The organism is Nesterenkonia halophila, from assembly GCF_009467795.1.
In the GTDB taxonomy this organism is placed as follows: domain Bacteria; phylum Actinomycetota; class Actinomycetes; order Actinomycetales; family Micrococcaceae; genus Nesterenkonia; species Nesterenkonia halobia.
This window is the reverse complement of record NZ_WIAX01000008.1, coordinates 112,355-129,358: the sequence shown is the minus strand read 5'-3', so window position 1 is coordinate 129,358 and position 17,004 is coordinate 112,355. Positions and strand designations below refer to the sequence as shown.

At 71.7% G+C, this 17,004-nt stretch carries 13 protein-coding genes and 1 tRNA gene; 7 read left to right on the top strand and 7 right to left on the bottom strand.

Going from position 1 to position 17,004, the window contains the following annotated elements:
- Window positions 1-56: 56 nt before the first annotated feature.
- Window positions 57-866, bottom strand: coding sequence for a PIG-L deacetylase family protein (locus GCL72_RS04090; protein ID WP_211364959.1), 810 nt, complete (start codon window positions 864-866; stop codon window positions 57-59).
- 7 nt (window positions 867-873) lie between these two features.
- Window positions 874-2,583: a S1C family serine protease gene (locus tag GCL72_RS09930; RefSeq protein WP_281347425.1), complete on the bottom strand. Its 1,710-nt coding sequence runs from the start codon at window positions 2,581-2,583 to the stop codon at window positions 874-876.
- Window positions 2,584-2,946: 363 nt separating this feature from the next.
- Between GCL72_RS09930 and GCL72_RS04080 the strand changes: the two genes are divergently transcribed.
- From GCL72_RS04080 to GCL72_RS04060, 5 genes are all read left to right on the top strand, one after another.
- The gene (locus GCL72_RS04080) at window positions 2,947-4,503 is read left to right on the top strand and encodes a hypothetical protein (protein WP_153143437.1); all 1,557 of its coding nucleotides are present in this window, start codon (window positions 2,947-2,949) and stop codon (window positions 4,501-4,503) included.
- Window positions 4,504-4,674: 171 nt separating this feature from the next.
- Window positions 4,675-5,466 carry a PspA/IM30 family protein gene (locus tag GCL72_RS04075; protein ID WP_153143508.1) on the top strand — a complete coding sequence of 264 codons (792 nt, stop codon included), beginning with the start codon at window positions 4,675-4,677 and terminating at the stop codon, window positions 5,464-5,466.
- A gap of 198 nt (window positions 5,467-5,664) precedes the next feature.
- Complete coding sequence (gene pdxS, locus GCL72_RS04070) at window positions 5,665-6,570, top strand: pyridoxal 5'-phosphate synthase lyase subunit PdxS (RefSeq protein WP_153143436.1); 906 nt, start codon at window positions 5,665-5,667, stop codon at window positions 6,568-6,570.
- Window positions 6,567-7,151, top strand: a complete 585-nt coding sequence (pdxT, locus tag GCL72_RS04065) for a pyridoxal 5'-phosphate synthase glutaminase subunit PdxT (RefSeq protein WP_211364958.1) — start codon at window positions 6,567-6,569, stop codon at window positions 7,149-7,151. Before pdxS ends, pdxT begins: the two co-directional genes overlap by 4 nt.
- Before the next feature lie 162 nt (window positions 7,152-7,313).
- Window positions 7,314-8,783: a variant leucine-rich repeat-containing protein gene (locus GCL72_RS04060; RefSeq protein WP_153143434.1), complete on the top strand. Its 1,470-nt coding sequence runs from the start codon at window positions 7,314-7,316 to the stop codon at window positions 8,781-8,783.
- A 43-nt stretch (window positions 8,784-8,826) separates the two neighbouring features.
- Here the strand turns inward: GCL72_RS04060 and GCL72_RS04055 are convergent, their stop codons facing one another.
- From GCL72_RS04055 to GCL72_RS04045, 3 genes are all read right to left on the bottom strand, one after another.
- Window positions 8,827-9,075: a TM2 domain-containing protein gene (locus tag GCL72_RS04055; RefSeq protein ID WP_246161002.1), complete on the bottom strand. Its 249-nt coding sequence runs from the start codon at window positions 9,073-9,075 to the stop codon at window positions 8,827-8,829.
- 158 nt (window positions 9,076-9,233) lie between these two features.
- Window positions 9,234-9,449 (bottom strand): hypothetical protein, encoded by a 216-nt coding sequence (locus GCL72_RS04050; RefSeq protein WP_153143432.1) that lies wholly within the window; start codon window positions 9,447-9,449, stop codon window positions 9,234-9,236.
- A 274-nt stretch (window positions 9,450-9,723) separates the two neighbouring features.
- Window positions 9,724-9,797, bottom strand: a tRNA-Met gene (locus GCL72_RS04045).
- A 243-nt stretch (window positions 9,798-10,040) separates the two neighbouring features.
- On the opposite strand from GCL72_RS04045, the gene GCL72_RS04040 reads away from it, so the two are divergent.
- Window positions 10,041-10,490, top strand: coding sequence for a DUF2231 domain-containing protein (locus GCL72_RS04040; protein ID WP_153143431.1), 450 nt, complete (start codon window positions 10,041-10,043; stop codon window positions 10,488-10,490).
- Between the two features lie 213 nt (window positions 10,491-10,703).
- Here GCL72_RS04040 and GCL72_RS04035 read toward each other — a convergent pair whose 3' ends face one another.
- The gene (locus GCL72_RS04035) at window positions 10,704-13,859 is read right to left on the bottom strand and encodes a UPF0182 family membrane protein (protein ID WP_153143430.1); all 3,156 of its coding nucleotides are present in this window, start codon (window positions 13,857-13,859) and stop codon (window positions 10,704-10,706) included.
- Between the two features lie 116 nt (window positions 13,860-13,975).
- Window positions 13,976-15,178, bottom strand: coding sequence for a YlbL family protein (locus GCL72_RS04030; protein WP_246161001.1), 1,203 nt, complete (start codon window positions 15,176-15,178; stop codon window positions 13,976-13,978).
- Window positions 15,179-15,391: 213 nt separating this feature from the next.
- Here GCL72_RS04030 and GCL72_RS04025 point away from each other — a divergent pair, with 213 nt between their 5' ends.
- Window positions 15,392-17,002 (top strand): zinc-dependent metalloprotease, encoded by a 1,611-nt coding sequence (locus GCL72_RS04025; RefSeq protein ID WP_153143428.1) that lies wholly within the window; start codon window positions 15,392-15,394, stop codon window positions 17,000-17,002.
- Window positions 17,003-17,004 lie beyond the last annotated feature (2 nt).

Below are 17,004 nucleotides of genomic sequence, written 5' to 3'. Positions count from 1 at the left end.
GGCGCCCGCCGGTCGGACGGCGGCTCAGGAGCCGGCGAACTCAGTACCCGACGAGCTCAGAACCCGGCGAAGGTCTCCGGGCCGTTGATCACCACGTGGTGGAAGCCCTCCGCGAGCGCGCCGGAGGGCCCCGCAGGATGGGCGGCGCGCATCTGGTCGGCCACCCGCTCCTCCATCTGCCCCGGGTCGGGATGCTGGCTGAAGTGCTTGCGCAGCGCGGCGAGCTTCGTCGGCAGCTGCGCGGTGACCTCCACCCGTGCATCGATGCGCTCCTGCGGAGCGGCCATCAGCAGCAGATGGGCGATCCGGAAGGCCTCCAGCCCCTCGTCCTCGCGCAGATGCGGGAAGGCGAAGGGGTTCTCCACCGCCGGGTAGCTGGCGCGGACCACCGCCTCGCCGCAGGCCAGATGATCCGGATGCGACTTCTGCAGCCGGTCCCAGGCCCGCTCCGGATGCGGAGAGATGACCACGTCCGGGCGCACCTGCCGCATCACCCGCACCAGCTTCTCCACCAGGTCGGCAGAGGGTTCGACCCAGCCGTCGCGCTCGTCCAGCAGCACGACGTCGGAGATCCCCAGCACCTCGGCGGCCTCGCGCTGCTCGGCCTCCCGGCGCCGGGCCATCTCCGACGGGTCGTGCCCGCCCTCGAAACCGCCGGCGTCGCCGGCGGTGAGCAGACACAGGGTGACCTCGACGCCGCGCTCGGCCAGGGCGGCGACGGTCGCGGCGGCGCCGAAGTCGACGTCGTCGGGGTGGGCGCCCACGGCCAGCACGCGGGAGATGCCGAGACGCTCGACGAGCTGGTCGGGGTCGACCAGCTCATCGGCCGACGGGGCGGGGGCGGCGGAGCGGGACAGCGGCGTCATGCGGCGATCACATCGCTCCCAGGGTCACGTCGGCCTGCTGCTCCTCGCCGCCGCGCCGGTAGGTGATGGTCACGTCGCTGTCGGCGGGGTACTCCCGGATGGTGGCGGTCAGGTCGGTGCTGTCCTGGATGGAACGGTCGTCGACGCCGGTGATCACGTCGCCGGACTGCAGCTCGGCCTCCGCGGCCGGCGACTCGGAGGCGACCTCCTGAACCGTGGCGCCGGCGGTCGCGGCCTGCTGCTGGGTCTGGTCCTGCGAGGGGCCGACCGTCACGCCGAGCAGCCCGTGGGAGACCTCGCCGTCGGCGATGAGCTCCTCTGCCACGCGCTGGGCGTAGTCGATCGGGATGGCGAAGCCGACGCCGATGTTGCCGGAACTCTGGCCGGTGGTGCTTCCCCCGCCGCCGGAGGCGATGGCGACGTTGACGCCGATGATCCGCCCCTCGCCGTCGACCAGCGCGCCGCCGGAGTTGCCGTGGTTGATGGCCGCGTCGGTCTGCAGCACGTTCAGGTGGATCTGGCTCTGAGCCGACCGATCCTCCATGTCCGGGAAGTAGAACTCGAAGCCCTCGCCCTCCTGCTGCTCCTGCTGCTCCTGCTGCTGGGGCGCGTCAGACTCTGACTCCTCGGGAGTCGCCGAGGAGGCCACTGAGATCGTCCGCTCCTTGGCCGAGATGATGCCGTCGGTGACCGTGCCGGAGAGGCCCAGCGGGGCGCCGATGGCCACCGACTGGTCGCCGACGTTCAGATCGCCCGAGGAGCCCAGCTCGGCGGGCTGCAGCCCCGAGGGGTCGTCGACCTTGATGACGGCCAGGTCCGAGGCCGGATCGGTGCCGACGACCTGAGCCGAGCGGGTGCTGCCGTCGTTCAGCCGCACGCTGATCTGCGGGTCCGAGGCGGCGCCGCCGAGGGTGACCACGTGCGTGTTGGTCAGGATGTGGCCTTCGTCGTCGAGGATGATCCCCGAGCCGGAGCCGCCCTGCCCGCCGGCGCTGACCTGCAGCGTGGTCACCGACGGCGAGGCCTTCGCCGCCGCGGCGGTGACGGCGGTGGCGCTCTCCGGGTCATTGATCGTCACGCCCTCGCCGGTGCTGCCGCTGGTCTGCACTGTGGGCTGATCGTTGAGCAGGGCGACGGTGCCGGCGCCGACGCCGCCGCCGAGCAGGCTGGCCACCACGACGCCGGCGGCCAGCGCGCCGAGTCCGACCGTCGCCGGACGGCGGGACCCGCGGTCATCAGGACCGCCCGACGGCGGGCCGGCGGCCTGCGGAGCGGCGAACGCCGGCTCCGTCGGCCGCTGCCCGTAGCCGTGCGGGTCCGGGGAGGAGCCCCCATAGTCGGAGCCGTAGGCAGACCCGTATGAGGCGCCGTAGGGGGAGCCGTAGGGGGAGCCGTGCTGAGCTCCGTACGGGGAACCGTGCTGAGCTCCGTATTCAGCTCCATACCCGGCCCCGTGCTGGGCGCCGTACTGGGCGCCGTGCTGGGCCCCGTGCTCGGCGCCGTACTCGGCGCCGTACTCGGCGCCATGCTGAACTGCATCCGGTGCTCCATGCCCGGCGCCGGGAGCGTCGCCGGAGGGTCCCGACGACGGCGTCGACGGCGCCTGCTCCGGGCCGTCCGTCTCCTCGCGGGGCTGCTGCGGCGGCTGCTCGCCCTGCGGCCCGGACGGGCCGGTGCGGTCGTCGTCGGAATGCGGATCGTACGGACCGGACGTCATGGTGTACCTGCCTTCAGTCTGGTGCGGTCGTGGGCGCATCGGCCACGACCCTGCTCGAGGGGCGGTGCACCTCCTGCGCGGAGCGGACGGGGGTCGTCGCGACGGACGGTCCTGCCCGGGTGCACCTCCAGCATTGTGCGTCGGCACCCTGTGATGACGACGATAACCTGCTGAATATGTGCTGAACGATTCCCCGACGAGCGTTCACCCCCTGCGAACACCCCGCTGACGGCCCCGGCCAGCAGCCCGGTCAGCAGTCCGGCGAGCGCCCCCGCCGCCGGCCCCTCCGCCCGTCTCGGCGGGCATCCTGCCCAGGCGCTGATCTCCGTGGACGGCCTCGGGGGCGCACCATAGACTGACCACATGGTTCCAGCCGCCGCGATGCCCCTGATGCCGCCCGTCGGTGCCGTGATCGTCGGTCCGCTGATCATCGGCGCCGCAGTGCTGGCGCTCATCGGCGTCGGCGCCCTCTACCTGACGCGCGGCGGGGCGCAGTCGCGCCGCATCGCCGCCGCGAACCGGTCGCGGAACGGCGGCGAGGTCGAGCAGCAGCAGACTGATCCGCTCGACGCCGAAGACCTGGATGCGCTGCGCCGCCGGGCCGGGTCGCTGCTGGTCGGCGCGGATGAGGCGGTCCGCTCCTCGGAGCAGGAGGTGCTCTTCGCCCAGGCCTCCTACGGCGACGAGCAGGTGGCCGTCTTCCGCGAGGACATCGACGAAGCCCGGCGGCTGCTCACCGAGTCCTTCCGCCTGCAGCAGCAGGCCGACCATGCCGAGCGCGATCTGGACCCCTCCCAGGAGGATCTCGACCAGGCGCGGGAGGCGGCCCTGCGCGGCCCGCTGAAGGAGATCGTGGAGAACTGCCGGCGCATCGACGCGACCCTCGAGCAGCATCGCCGCGAATTCGAGGACCTGCGCAGCCTGGAGCGCGACCCGGGACCGGCCGCCGACCAGCTGGCCGACCAGCTGGGGCGGCTGCGGGACCGTCGGGCCGCGGCCGAGGAGCGGCTGGCCGAGCTGCGGGAGAACTACGACCCGTCGGCCTTCCCGCAGTACGTCGCGAATCTGCGGCGCACCGGAGAGGAGCTCGACGAGGCCGAGGCGGCGCTGGCGCGCGCTCGCGAGGCGGTGGAGGCCTCGCGGGCGTCCGACGCCGTGGTGGCCCTGCACGAGGGCGAGGAGGAGGCCTCGGACGCCGCGGACCTGCTGGATTCGATGGAGACGACCTCGGGACGGCTCGCCGAGGCCCGGCGCGGGCTGGACGGCGAAGTCGCCGACGCCGAGCAGGACGTCGCCCAGGCCCGAGCGATCCTCGACGCCGGGCAGGCTCCGGAGCTGGCCGGTCCGATCGCCGCGACCGAGCAGGCCGTGCGCCGCGTGCGCGCCGCGCTCGACGGCGAGGCCCCGATCAACCCGCTGGAGCTGCGCGACCAGCTCGAGACGGCCCACCGCGAGCTCGACGCACCGCTCGAGGAGGTCCGCGACCGTCAGGCCCAGGACCGCCGGGCGCGCGCCTCGCTGCAGACCGAGCTGCTCTCCGCCCGCAACCAGGTCCAGTCCTCGGTGGACTTCCTGCGCTCGCGCCGCCGTCAGGTCGGCAGCACCGCGCGCACACGCATGGCCGAGGCCGAACGGTGCCTCGCCGAGGCTCAGGCGCAGGAGAACACCGAACCGGCCAAGGCCCTGCAGTCGGCGACCCAGGCCAAGCAGCTCGCTGTGCAGGCCGCGCAGATCGCCGAACGGGAGCGTGCCGAGGGCAATCTCACCGGTGGCGGCGGCTTCGGCGGCATGGGGATGGGCGGCGGCATGGGCGGCGGCATGGGCGGCGGCATGGGCGGCGGACGCGACTACGGAGCCCCGGGCGGCTTCGGCGGCGTCCTCGGCTCTCCCGGTCATGGCCGCCGGCGACGCCGATTCTGACCCCAGCACCGTCCGGGCCCGGCCCGGCCACGTCCCCGCCCGTCCTGCACCCGTCCCCGCCCGCCGTCGGCCCGTTCACACCCCTGTGCCGCGGGCCACGGACTCACTAGACTGGTCCCGCCCCCTCCATGAAAGGTGATCACCGTGTCCAAGCAGTCCATCTTCGGCCGGATGTCCCAGCTGGTCCGCGCGAACATCAACGCGATGCTCGACAACGCCGAAGACCCCGAGAAGATGCTGGACCAGATGGTCCGGGACTTCACCAACAACATCGCCGAGGCCGAGGAGGCCATCGCCCAGACCATCGGCAATCTGCGGATGATGGAGGACGACCACAAGGAGGACCTGGAGACCGCGCGCTCCTGGGGCCAGAAGGCGCTGGCCGCCTCGCGCAAGGCCGACGACCTCCGCGCGGAGGGCGACACCGAGGACGCCGCGAAGTTCGACAACCTCGCCAAGGTCGCCATCCAGCGTCAGATGGATGCGGAGAGCTCGGCCAAGACCGCCGAGCCGACCATCCAGTCGCAGCGGGAGATCGTGGAGAAGCTCAAGAACGGCCTGGAGCAGATGAAGACCAAGCGCCAGCAGCTGGTCTCCAAGCGCGACGAGCTCGTCGCCCGGTCCCGCGCCGCCGAGGCGCAGTCCCAGGTCCACGACGCCGTGAAGTCGATCGACATCATGGACTCGACCTCCGAGGTGGGCCGCTTCGAGGAGAAGATCCGCCGGGAGGAGGCCAAGGTCCGCGGACAGTCCGAGCTGGCCGCCTCCAGCCTGGACGCGCAGTTCGAGGACCTCGAGGACCTCGGCGAGCAGGCGGAGGTCGACGCCCGGCTCGCGGCGCTGAAGGGCGGCGGCGACACCAAGTCGCTGGGCGCCGGTCAGGACGACGGCGCCGACACCACCTCCGAAGACCTCGACCTCGCCGACGACCTGGCGGCCCTGGAGGCCGAGCAGCAGCGCTGACGCCGCGTCGCCTGCCGCCGTCGCCCCCTCGACCCGGCGCACCATCGCTGGACGACGGGCGTGCCCCGAGCGTGCCCCCGCTCCCGGCCCGACGGCGGATGACGTTCTGCGGCCCCATCCCGCCGAAACCGCGCGGATCTCTGCTTCAATGGATGCCTGCGCATCCGTGATCCGCATCCATCATCGAGGAGCCCATCAGTGACCCCTGAGAACACCCAGTCGCCCGGACAGGGCGCGACGACGGTCAACACCGGCCTGGCCCACATGCTCAAGGGCGGCGTCATCATGGACGTGGTGACCCCCGATCAGGCGAAGATCGCCGAGGAGGCCGGCGCCGTCGCCGTCATGGCCCTGGAGCGCGTCCCCGCCGACATCCGCGCCACCGGAGGACTGGCCCGGATGTCGGATCCGGACCTGATCCAGGGCATCATCGACACCGTCTCCATCCCGGTGATGGCGAAGGCGCGCATCGGCCACTTCGTCGAGGCCCAGGTGCTGGAGCACCTCAAGGTCGACTACATCGACGAGTCCGAGGTCCTCTCCCCCGCCGACTACGTCAACCATGTCGACAAGTCGAAGTTCTCGGTGCCCTTCGTCTGCGGGGCCAGCAACCTCGGCGAGGCGCTGCGCCGGATCACCGAGGGTGCCTCGATGATCCGCTCGAAGGGCGAAGCCGGCACCGGCGACGTCTCCGAGGCGGTCAAGCACCTGCGCACGATCAACGCCGAGATCGCGCGGCTGACCTCGATGGCCGAGGACGAGCTCTACGTCGCGGCCAAGGAGCTGCAGGCTCCCCACGCCCTGGTCAAGCAGGTCGCCGCCGACGGCCGCCTGCCGGTGGTGACCTTCGTCGCCGGCGGCGTGGCCACGCCCGCCGACGCGGCGATGATGATGCAGATGGGCGCCGACGGCGTCTTCGTCGGCTCGGGCATCTTCAAGTCGGGCGACCCGGCGGGCCGGGCGAAGGCCATCGTGCAGGCCACCACCCACTACGACGACCCGTCGGTGGTCACGGAGGTCTCCCGCGGCCTCGGCGAGGCGATGGTCGGACTGAACGTCGCCGACCTGCCGGAGCCGCACCGGCTGGCCGAGCGCGGCTGGTGAGCCCGCGGATCGGAGTCCTGGCGCTGCAGGGGGCCGTCGCCGAGCATGTCCGTGCTCTGCAGGCCGTCGGCGCCGAGGTGAGCACCGTGCGGCGCCCCGCCGAGCTGGCCGGTCTGGACGGACTGGTCGTCCCCGGCGGGGAGTCGACCACGATGGCCCGGCTGGCCGCCCCGACGGGGCTGCTGCCGCAGATCCGCTCCGCCCACGACGACGGCATGGCGCTCTTCGGCACCTGCGCGGGGATGATCCTGATGGCCGACGACGTCTCCGACGCCGCGGCACTGGAGGGCTTCGAGCGGATCGGCGGCCTGGACATCGTCGCCCGGCGCAACGGCTACGGGAGCCAGCTGGACTCGTTCACCGCCGACCTCGACGTCGTCGGACTGGACTCTCCGCTGCCGGCGGTGTTCATCCGCGCGCCGGTCGTCGAGTCGACCGGCGGCGAGGTCGAGGTCCTCGCCTCCGCGGCCGAGCGACCGGTGGCGGTGCGCCAGGGGCGGATGATGGCCTCCAGCTTCCACCCGGAGCTGACCGAGGACCACCGCCTGCACGCGCTGTTCGTGCAGCTCGCCGGAGCTTGAACCCGCCCGCGGGACGCCTCGGGGCGGCCCGAGGCGTCCCGCGGGCGGGTTCCGCCGGCCTCCCGCGCGTCGGCCGGGGATCGGAGTGCCGCGCCGCCGTTCGGCGCTGTAAGCTCTCTCACGACGACCCGAGCCCCGACTGCCTCCCGGCGCCGAGGAATCATGACCTTCAGCTACGACGATGTCCGCCGCCTGGCCTCCGACCCGGAGTCCGAGTGGGACACTCTGCACTGGATCGCAGAGGAGTACCCTGAGCTGCGCCCCGCCGTGGCGGCGAACCCCGCGACGTATCCCGAGCTGCTGGAAGCGCTGGCCGATCTCGAAGACCCCGCGATCACCGCGGCGCTGATGCGTCGTTTCAATCCTGAGGCCGCGCCCGCGGAGGGCGCCGAGCACGAGGACGGCGAGCATGGGGACGACGAGCCCGACGCCAAGCCCGGGGACGACGAGCACCCCGACGAGCACGCGGGCGCTGGGAGCGCTGAGAGCAGCGACGCCGGCGACAGCGCGCCGGAGGCGGCCGGAGCGGCGACGGCGGCGCACACCGCGGCGGCGACGGGCCCTGCCGAGACATCGGCTCCGACTCAGGCGACGGACGAGCCGCCGACATCACCCGAACCGACCGAGACGGCCGGAGCGACCGGAACGGCCGGAACGGCCGCGGGCGCGGCATCTCCGGGGCCGGAAGCCGACGGCGGGGACGGAGCCGAGGAACCTGCTCCGGCGCTGCCGGCCTCGACGCTCGCCGCCGGAGCCGGCACCGGCATCAGCGCGGCCGCGCTGCAGGAGCGCGCCCGCCGTCGTCGCTCACGAGTCGGACTGGTGCTGCTCGCCGTCGTCCTGCCGATCATCGCCGTCGTGGCGATCGCCGCGCTGGTGATCATGCTCCTCGACGACCGCGGCGACCCGCAGGCCGAGCCGGGCGGCGACGCCGCGAGCGAGACGAGCTCCTCGCCGTCGGAGGCCTCGCCGGAGCCGAGCCCCTCGCCCACCGGGCCGACGCTCGACGAGCTGCGCACCGCGGTGTCCGAGCTGCCGCAGACCTCCTCCTGCGAGGACGTCACCGACGACGTCGACGTGTTCACCGCCTACGCCGAGCGCGCCGCCGACGAGGACTCCTGGAGCACGGAGGACGATGAGCTGGTGCAGCGCACCGTGGAGGACCTGCAGGCTGAATGCGGCGCGCTGCAGAGCGCCCAGGTGCATCAGCAGCTGACCGGCGAGTCCTCCGCGGGGATCGCCGCGGCGGCCGAGGACATGGGCACCGGATGGATCGAGATCAACGCCCCCGCCGAGGGCGCGATGGAGCTGGCCTCGTTCATGACGCCCAGCGGCAACGTCCGCTGCGAGATGGGCGATCGGCTGCACTGCAGCATCGTCGAGCATGACTTCTCCGCGCCGGAGGGCTGCGACGAGGCGGACCTGATCACCTACCAGAGCACCCTGCGCACCACGGCCGCGCCCGACTGCGAGGATCCCGTGGAGGAGGCCGACCGGGAGATCCTCCCCTACGGGCAGACGACGACAAACGAGTACTTCGCCTGCCAGTCGATGCGGTCGAAGCTCTCCTGCTGGAACAAGATCACCGGCGAGGGCTTCAACCTCTCGCGCAGCACGCACAGCACCTACTGAGCTCCGACGCCGGCAGCTGTGCCGCGGCGGACCTCGTGGTCCGCTACTCCCAGCAGATCGCCCGCAGCGCCGGCGTGCCCTTGCAGATGATGACGATGAGATCGATCATCTGCCAGATGCCGAACGTCATCCAGCTCAGCAGCAGCTTCGCCACGCCCAGTCCCACATGGCCGAGGTAGAAGCGATCCACGCCGAGGGTCCCCAGGAAGAGCGACAGCAGGACGGCCGCGGCGAAGCTCTTGGGCGGCCCGGGTGCGTAGCCGGCGCCCGCCGGGCTGGACACGGTGTTCACCACGGTGACCCCACCCTGGCCGACCGGGGCCGGGGCGCCAGCGACCGATGCCGAGGGAGCCTGCTGGTGGCGGCGAGCGAGGCGGGGTGCGGGATCCCGACGCTGTCCTGACCGGGGCCGTGGAGCATCACGGGGACTTCGACGTCGACCCCCTGCGCTCACAGCGACCGCAGCGCCGGGGCGCAGGTCGCGGCCAGTTCACGGTCGATGTAGCCCACGGGACGGCCGTCGACGACGATCAGCACGGCGTCGTCGGGGTTGCCGGTCTCCTGCACCAGTGCGGCGGGACGCGGGACGGGACCCTGCGCGCCCTGGGACGCCTGCCGGTGGACCTCGGCGAGGTTCTGCGGATGGTCGCGCAGCCAGGACAGCACAGGCGCCTCCTGGACAGGCTGCGGCCGGATGATCGACATAGCGGTCCCCTCGTCCGATGGCTTCTCGGATTCATGGTGCCGGCGCGGGACACGACGAGAACCCTTGATGCGTTCTCGTCCAGCCGGCTCGGTGCGAATGTCCCCGGAGTCCATGCGACGGCACTGCCACGCCCCGGCACCTGCAGCGGCCGGGTCGGCGGGCTGGCCTCCACCCCCGGACATGCAGAAGGCCCCCGGCCTGGGATCTCTCCCAGGCCGGGGGCCTCCTTCTTCGTTGCGGGGGCAAGATTTGAACTTGCGACCTCCGGGTTATGAGCCCGGCGAGCTACCGAACTGCTCCACCCCGCGGCGACATGCTCCACTCTACCCATGGATGAGCGCGGCGCAAAATCGAGATGAACGATTCCTTGCGTGATCTGCAGCACACCTCGAGGAGGTCCTCCGCACCACGTCAGATCGGCCCCGTCCACCTGACACCCCCTCTCGCCGCCGGGTAGTCTGCGACCACCCGCAGACGCCCGGGCTCGGCCCTCCGCAGGGTCGGCACGTCCCGGCCGGCGTCCCCTCCGACCACCACCGCAGGGAGAGCCCATGATCCTGGATCTGCCCCTCCACCCGCTGATCGTCCACGCCGTGGTCGTCCTGGTGCCGCTGTCCGCCGTGCTGGTGCTCCTCGCCGTGCTCGTGCCGCCGCTGCGTCGGAGCTGCGCGCCGGTCGGAGCCGTCCTCGCCGTCGTCGGCGCGATCTCCGCGCTGGTCGCCGAGCGCAGCGGGCGCGCCCTGGCCGAGACGGTCGGAGTGCCTGCCGACCATGAACCCTGGGGAACCCCGACGCTCATCGCCAGCGCAGTCTTCGCCGTGCTGGCCGTCGTCTGGCACCTGGGCCAGCGTCGCGCCGGCCGCCGGCGACGCGGCTCTCCCGCGGTCCGAGTCCTCGGCGCGCTGACCGTGCTGGCCGCGCTGGCCGCCGTCGGCCTGACGCTCATCTCCGGCCACACCGGCGCCGAAGCCGTCTGGGGAGACATCCGCAACATGCTCTGAGCGGAGCCTCCCGGCCCTGCCCCACGCTGAGTGGTCACTTCTGACGACACTCTGCGGCCTCCGACGGCGTGTCGCCGCCCCGGAGCCGTCAGAATCGACCGCTCACGTGCGGAGGGGCCCAGATCCGGGCCGCGGGACGAGCAAGGGCCCGGGAGCAGTCAGCTCCCGGGCCCTTCTCATACCGGTCGACCGGCCGGGCTCAGCGGCGGAGGATCACTCGCCGCCGGAGCCCTCGGAGCCTCCAGAGCCACCGGACCCGCCGTCGATCTCCTCCTGGGCGGCCATGGCGTCCTCGACAGCCTGCTGCAGCTCGTCCTGCGCCTCCCCGTAGGCGGCGAAGTCGTTGTCCTGCAGCGCCTGCTGAGAGTCCTGCATGGCCTGGTTCGCCCGGTCCAGGGCGTCCTGCAGCTGCTCGCCCGCCGGGCCGGTCGGCGCGGGGGTCGACTCGTCCGGAGACGGCGACGGAGACTCCTCGGAGCCTGAGGTCTCGCCGGATTCTCCGGAGTCGGACGAGTCGCCCTCGCCCTCGCCGTCGACGCCGGCCTCCTCCTCGACCTCTTCGCCCTGCACGCCGGCGCCGTCGGCGACCTCGGCGCCGGAGTCGCCGCCGAAGACCTGGTCCAGCGCCTGGTCGAGGCTGTCGGCGAAGCCGACCTCCTCGCCGTAGGAGACCACGACCTTCCGCAGAAGCGGGTAGGAGGTGGTGCCGGTGGACTGCACGTAGACCGGCTGGACGTAGAGGATGCCGCCGCCGGCGGGCAGAGTGATCATGTTGCCGCTGATCACCTCGGAGGCGCCCTGGCGCAGCAGGTTCAGCTCCTGGGAGATGACCGAGTTGGAGTCGAAGTTCGCCTGCGTCTGGCCGGGTCCGGGGACCGCCGTGTCGCGCGGAAGCTCCAGCAGCCGCAGCTTGCCGTAGTCCTCGTTCTTCACGCCGTCCTCGCCGGTGCCGGCGTCGCCGCTGGCGGAGAGATAGCCGTAGAGCACGTTGCGCTGCTGGGCCCCCTCGGTCACCTGCGGGATGAACGTGGAGGTCAGCGAGAACTCGGCCTCGTCCTGGCCCGGCATCCGCAGCGTCATGTAGTACGGCGGCTGCTTCACCGAGCTGTCGTCCTCGGTGGGGTCGTCCGGCACCGACCAGGCGTCGTTGTCCTCGTAGAACGCCCCGGCGTCGGAGACGTGGTACCGACCCAGCAGCTCGCGCTGGACGCGGAACATGTCCTCCGGGTAGCGGACGTGGTCCATCAGCTCCGCACTCATGTCCTCGTAGGACTGCAGCGCGTCCGGGAAGACCTTCTCCCAGGCCTTCAGGATCGGGTCCTCCTCGTCCCAGGCGTAGAGGTCCACCGAGCCGTTGTAGGCGTCGACGGTGGCCTTCACCGAGTTGCGCATGTAGTTGACCTGGCCGGAGAGCACCGGCTGGCCCTGCGTCAGCGAGTCGGTGGTGGCCGACTCGAGCTGCTGCTGCGCGGAGTAGGGGAAGTCGTCGGAGGTCGTGTAACCCTCCACGATCCACTTCACCCGGCCGTCGACGATCGCCGGGTAGGCGTTCTGGTCGACGGTCAGGAACGGCGCGACCTTCTCCACACGCTGCCGGGGATCGCGGTCGTAGAGGATCTGCGACTCGGAGTTCATGTCGCCGGAGAGCAGGATCTCCGGGGACTGGAACTGGATGGCGTAGACCAGCCGGTTGAACAGGCCGCCCACCGACGGGCCGCCGTCGCCGTCGAAGGTGTAGGTCGCGTCCTCCTCGTTCTGGCCCGAGGCCGGACGGTCCAGCTCCATCGGGTCCGCGCCCTCGGGGGCGCCGACGATGGAGAAGTCCGGAGCGTTCTCGCCGAAGTAGATGCGCGGCTCGTAGTCCTCGTCCGAGGCCAGCTCGCCTCGGGTCGGGATGCCCTGCAGCGTGAAGTCGGGCCGGCCCTCGGCGGTCACCGAGGAGGCGTTGGCCGCGACGAGCCCGTAGCCGTGGGTGTAGATCAGGTGCTCGTTGACCCAGGAGGCGTCGTCGGCGACGTTCACCTCACGCGCGGCGACGACGGTGTCCTCCGCCTCGCCGTCGATGCTGTAGCGGTCGACGCTGAGCGTCTCCGGGAACTGGTAGTACTGGCGGAACTGCTGCAGCTGCCCGAAGGAGGCACTGACCAGGTTCGGGTCCAGCAGACGCACGTTCTGCGTATTGGCCGAGTCCTCGCTCAGCCCGCCCTCCTCGGCGGTGACGTCGGCGTCGTAGCTGTCCTGGCTGATGTCCTGCAGCCCGTAGGCGTAGCGGGTGGTGTCGATGTTGCGCTGGATGTATTCCTCCTCCAGCGTCCGCTCCGACGGCTGCACCTGGTACTCCTGCACCAGGAACGGGTAGATCGCCCCGCCGACGATCGCGGTGACCAGCAGCATCGCGACGCCGATGACGGAGAAGCGCCAGCGGCCGGTCACCGCGGTGACGATGAAGATCGCGGCCACCAGCACGGCGGCGACGGCGAGGATGGCCTGGGCGGGGATGACGGCGTGGACGTCGGTGTACATCGCACCGGCCCAATCGCCGTCCTGCGACTGCAGCGTGGAGTAGCGGTCCAGCCACCAGTTCGCCCCCTGCAGCAGCACGAACAGCGCGGCGGTGACCGCGATGTGCCAGCGGGCGGCCTTCTCGATGATGAAGCGCCCGTTGGGCTCGATCCGGATGCCGCCGTAGAGGTAGTGGCAGATGATGCCGGCGATGCCGGCCACCAGCACCACCGAGACCAGGAATCCGGTCAGGAAGCCGATGAACGGCAGGTTGAAGACGTAGAAGGCGTAGTCGAGGCCGAACTCGGGGTCGCTGTCGCCGAAGGGCTCACGATTGAAGAACAGCAGCACCGTGTCCCAGGCGCCCGACGCCGCCGTGCCGGCGAAGAAGCCCATCAGCACCGGCAGGCCGATCATGAACAGCCGGCGCATCGAGTCCAGCGTGCGCTGATAGCGCTGCACCGACTCGTTGACCTGCCGCCCCAGGGTCTGCGGGCGATGGCGGAAGGCCAGGAAGAGGCTCAGCCAGACGAAGGCGCCCATCACCACGAATCCGGCGGCGAAGACGCTGAGCCGGGCCAGCCGCTCGGTCCAGAAGACGTCGGAGTATCCGACCTGGTTGTACCAGAGGATCTCGGCGTAGAACCCCGAGAAGATCATGAACGCCCCGATGAGCAGGGCGATGATGATGATCGTCAGGGTCAGCGCCGACGGCCGGCGCGAGCCGCTGTGCGCGCTGTTCGAGCCGCCGCCGTCGCCTCCTCGCCCGCCGCCGGAGCCTCCGGAGCTGTCGTCGTCGTTCCCGGAGCCGAACAGGCCTCCGCCGCTGAAGGGGTTCGTGGAACCGAATCCCTGGGAGAAACTCACGTCTACCCTCTCCTCGCCTCTGCCGCGGCCCCGAGGGGCCCACAGCGTCGTGGGTGTGCTCGTCGGTGCTTCAGTGCTTCAGTGATGCTGCGTGGTGCTCGAGGCCGGCGGACCGCTCATCCGCAGGTCTCCGCGGCGTCCAGCGCGGCCTCGTCGCCGTCGCCAACCGCCTGGACGATCGACCGTCCCTGGCCGACGTCCTCGATGCTGTAGACGTCGATGCCGGCGGGGACGCGCCCGTCGAGCCCGGCGCAGTTCCCGGCCGGGGCCAGGAAATGGTCCGCGCCCTCGGCCGCGGCCCCACGGACCTTCTGCGCGATGCCCCCGATGGGGCCGACCGTCCCGTCAGCTTCCACTGTGCCGGTTCCGGCCCAGTGCTCCCCCGCCGTCATCGACCCGTCGGTGAGCGTGTCGATCACGCCCAGCGAGAACATCATCCCCGCACTGGGCCCGCCGACGTCGTCGAGCCGGATGTCGACCTCGACCGGAAATTCGAAACGCCCCTGCAGAAGAACGCCCATGTAGTGCTGGCCGTCCGACTCCTCGTAGGTGGGGACGTCGACCTCCTGCCGCTCGCCGTCCCGGATCACGTCCAATCCTACCGGCTGACCTGCGGCGTCGGTGACCGCATCGCGCAGTCCCGGCACGCCGGCCACCCGCTCGCCGGCGGCCGCGACGACTTCATCGCCGATCTGCAGCACGTCGTCGGCGCCGGACACGGCCGCGCCGTCGGTGAACTCCACGACCTCCAGGCGCTGCGAGTACTCGATGCCGAGCTCGTCCAGCGCGGCGGCCACCGCCTGGTCCTGGGAGCTGGTCATCGCCTGCGCGTTCTGCTGCTCGACCTCCTCGGCGGAGGTGCCCGACGGGTAGACCAGCTCATGCGGCTCGACGTCGACCGACGGGTCGAACCAGCCGCGGATCATGTCCGGCACACGGACCGTCGAGGTGGGCTGGCCGTTGACGTAGACCGTGGTCAGATCCAGATTGCCGTCGGTCTCATAAGTCTGGGCGCCGTCGACGGTGATGATCGGGTCGCCGTCGGTCTCGCCGATGGTGTTGAAGGTCGGCCCCGGCGATTCGATGAGGAAGGCGCTGGGCACCGAGAGCGACGCCGCGCCCAGCAGCAGCGCCGAGGCCCCGGCGCCCAGCTGGACGCCGCGGCGCAGGCGACGACGGCGCGGCGGGCCGGGGACGCTGACGGCGGGGCGGTCGTCGGAGGACTCGGACCCGGGCGCGGCGGAAGCCGGCGCGAGGCCGGGATCCTGGGCCGGCGGCGCAGGCTGCGCCGCACGCGGCGACTGATGCTGGTCTGTCATGGTGATCGAAGGACATTGTCTCATCCTGGCCATGACGGGACGAACGCGCCGTCGGCCATGCCGCGGCGTCCTGCTCGGGCAGGCTGCGGGCGCCGTGCCGCCTCCCGTCCACCGAGCGCGAACTCGGGCCCGTGGAGCGGACACCGCGCTCGACGGCTCGATACCCTGGAGACTCCACAGACCCATGGTCAGCGACGAGTCAGGGAGCACCCGATGAATGGCGACAACTCCGAGCGCCGCGACGGCGACGGCGAGGACCCGCAGAACCCCATGGAGGAGCTGTTCAAGCAGCTCTTCGGCTCCGACCCCTCCGGGAATCAGAGCGGGACGGGCGACTCGTCTCAGGGCCCGTCGATCGGCTTCACCGGCACGCCCGGCTCCGGGCAGTCCGGCCAGTCCGGCGCGCAGGGCTTCGACCCCTCGCAGATGGGCATGTCGGGCATGGACCCGCAGATGATGCAGCAGATCATGGGTCAGGTGCAGGCGATGTTCAGCGCCATGCAGAACTCCTCCGAGGAGGACCGGCAGGGTCCGGTGAACTGGTCGATGGCCAAGAACGCCGCCCGCCAGGCCGCCTCCGGCGACGACCCCAGCGTCTCCCCGAGCGAGTCCCGGGAGATCGACGAGGCGCTGCGGCTGGCCGACATGTGGCTCGACGCGGCGACCACCTTCGCCTCCACCGGCCAGCTCGGCAAGGCCTGGTCGCGGGCGCAGTGGATCGAGGAGACCTTCGACTCCTGGCAGCGGCTGACCGAGCCGGTGGCCGAGTCGGTCTCCTCCGCGCTGTCGCAGACGATGAAGGACCAGCTCGGCGAGCAGGGCGACCTCACCGCCGGGCTGCCGCCGGAGATGCAGGGCATGCTCGGCGGCGCCGGCTCCGAGCAGATCACCGGCATGCTCGAGCAGATGGGCGGAATGGCCTTCGGCATGCAGCTCGGCCAGGCGGTCGGCGAGCTCGCCAAGGAGGTCCACTCCTCCTCGGACATCGGGCTGCCGCTGGCCGGCCGGACGCTGGCGCTGCTGCCGAAGAACATCGCCGACTTCGGCGAGGGCCTGCAGGTCGACCGCCAGGAGATCGTGCTCTATCTGGCGCTGCGCGAGGCCGCCCGGATGCGGCTGTTCACCCACGCGCCCTGGCTGGAGCAGGACCTGTTCAACGCCGTCGCGCAGTATGCCGCGGGCATCAGCATCGACATGGGCCGGATCGAGGAGGCCGCCTCGCAGGTGGATCCGAGCAACCCCGAGGCGATGCAGCAGATCATGGGCGAAGGGCTGTTCTCCTCCGAGCGCACCCCGATGCAGGATGCAGCACTGCGCCGCATCGAGACCACGCTGGCACTGGTCGAGGGCTGGGTCGACGACGTCGTCAGCCAGGCCGCCGAGCACCTCGAGTCGCTCGGCGCGCTGCGCGAGACGATGAACCGCCGCCGGGCCGCCGGCGGACCGGCCGAGGAAACCTTCGCCTCGTTGGTCGGCCTGGAGCTGCGCCCCCGCCGGCTGCGTGACGCCGCCGCCCTGTGGGCGCACCTGCGCACCGCCGACGGCCTCTCCGGCCGCGACGAGGTCTGGTCGCATCCGGACGTGCAGCCCGATGAGCAGGACCTGGACGACCCCGAGGGCTTCCACCGTCGCCGCGCCGAGCGGCAGGCGGAGTCGGCCGAGCTCGACGAGGCGCTGGAGAAGCTGCTCGCCGGCGGCTACGACGGCCCGTCCGAGTCCGGCGCCTCCGCCGAGGACGAAGACACCGGCGACGCCGACGGGTCGGGCGAGTCCGGCGACGACTCCGACCGCCCGGGCGGCTCCGGCGGCACTCCGACCTCCTGAGC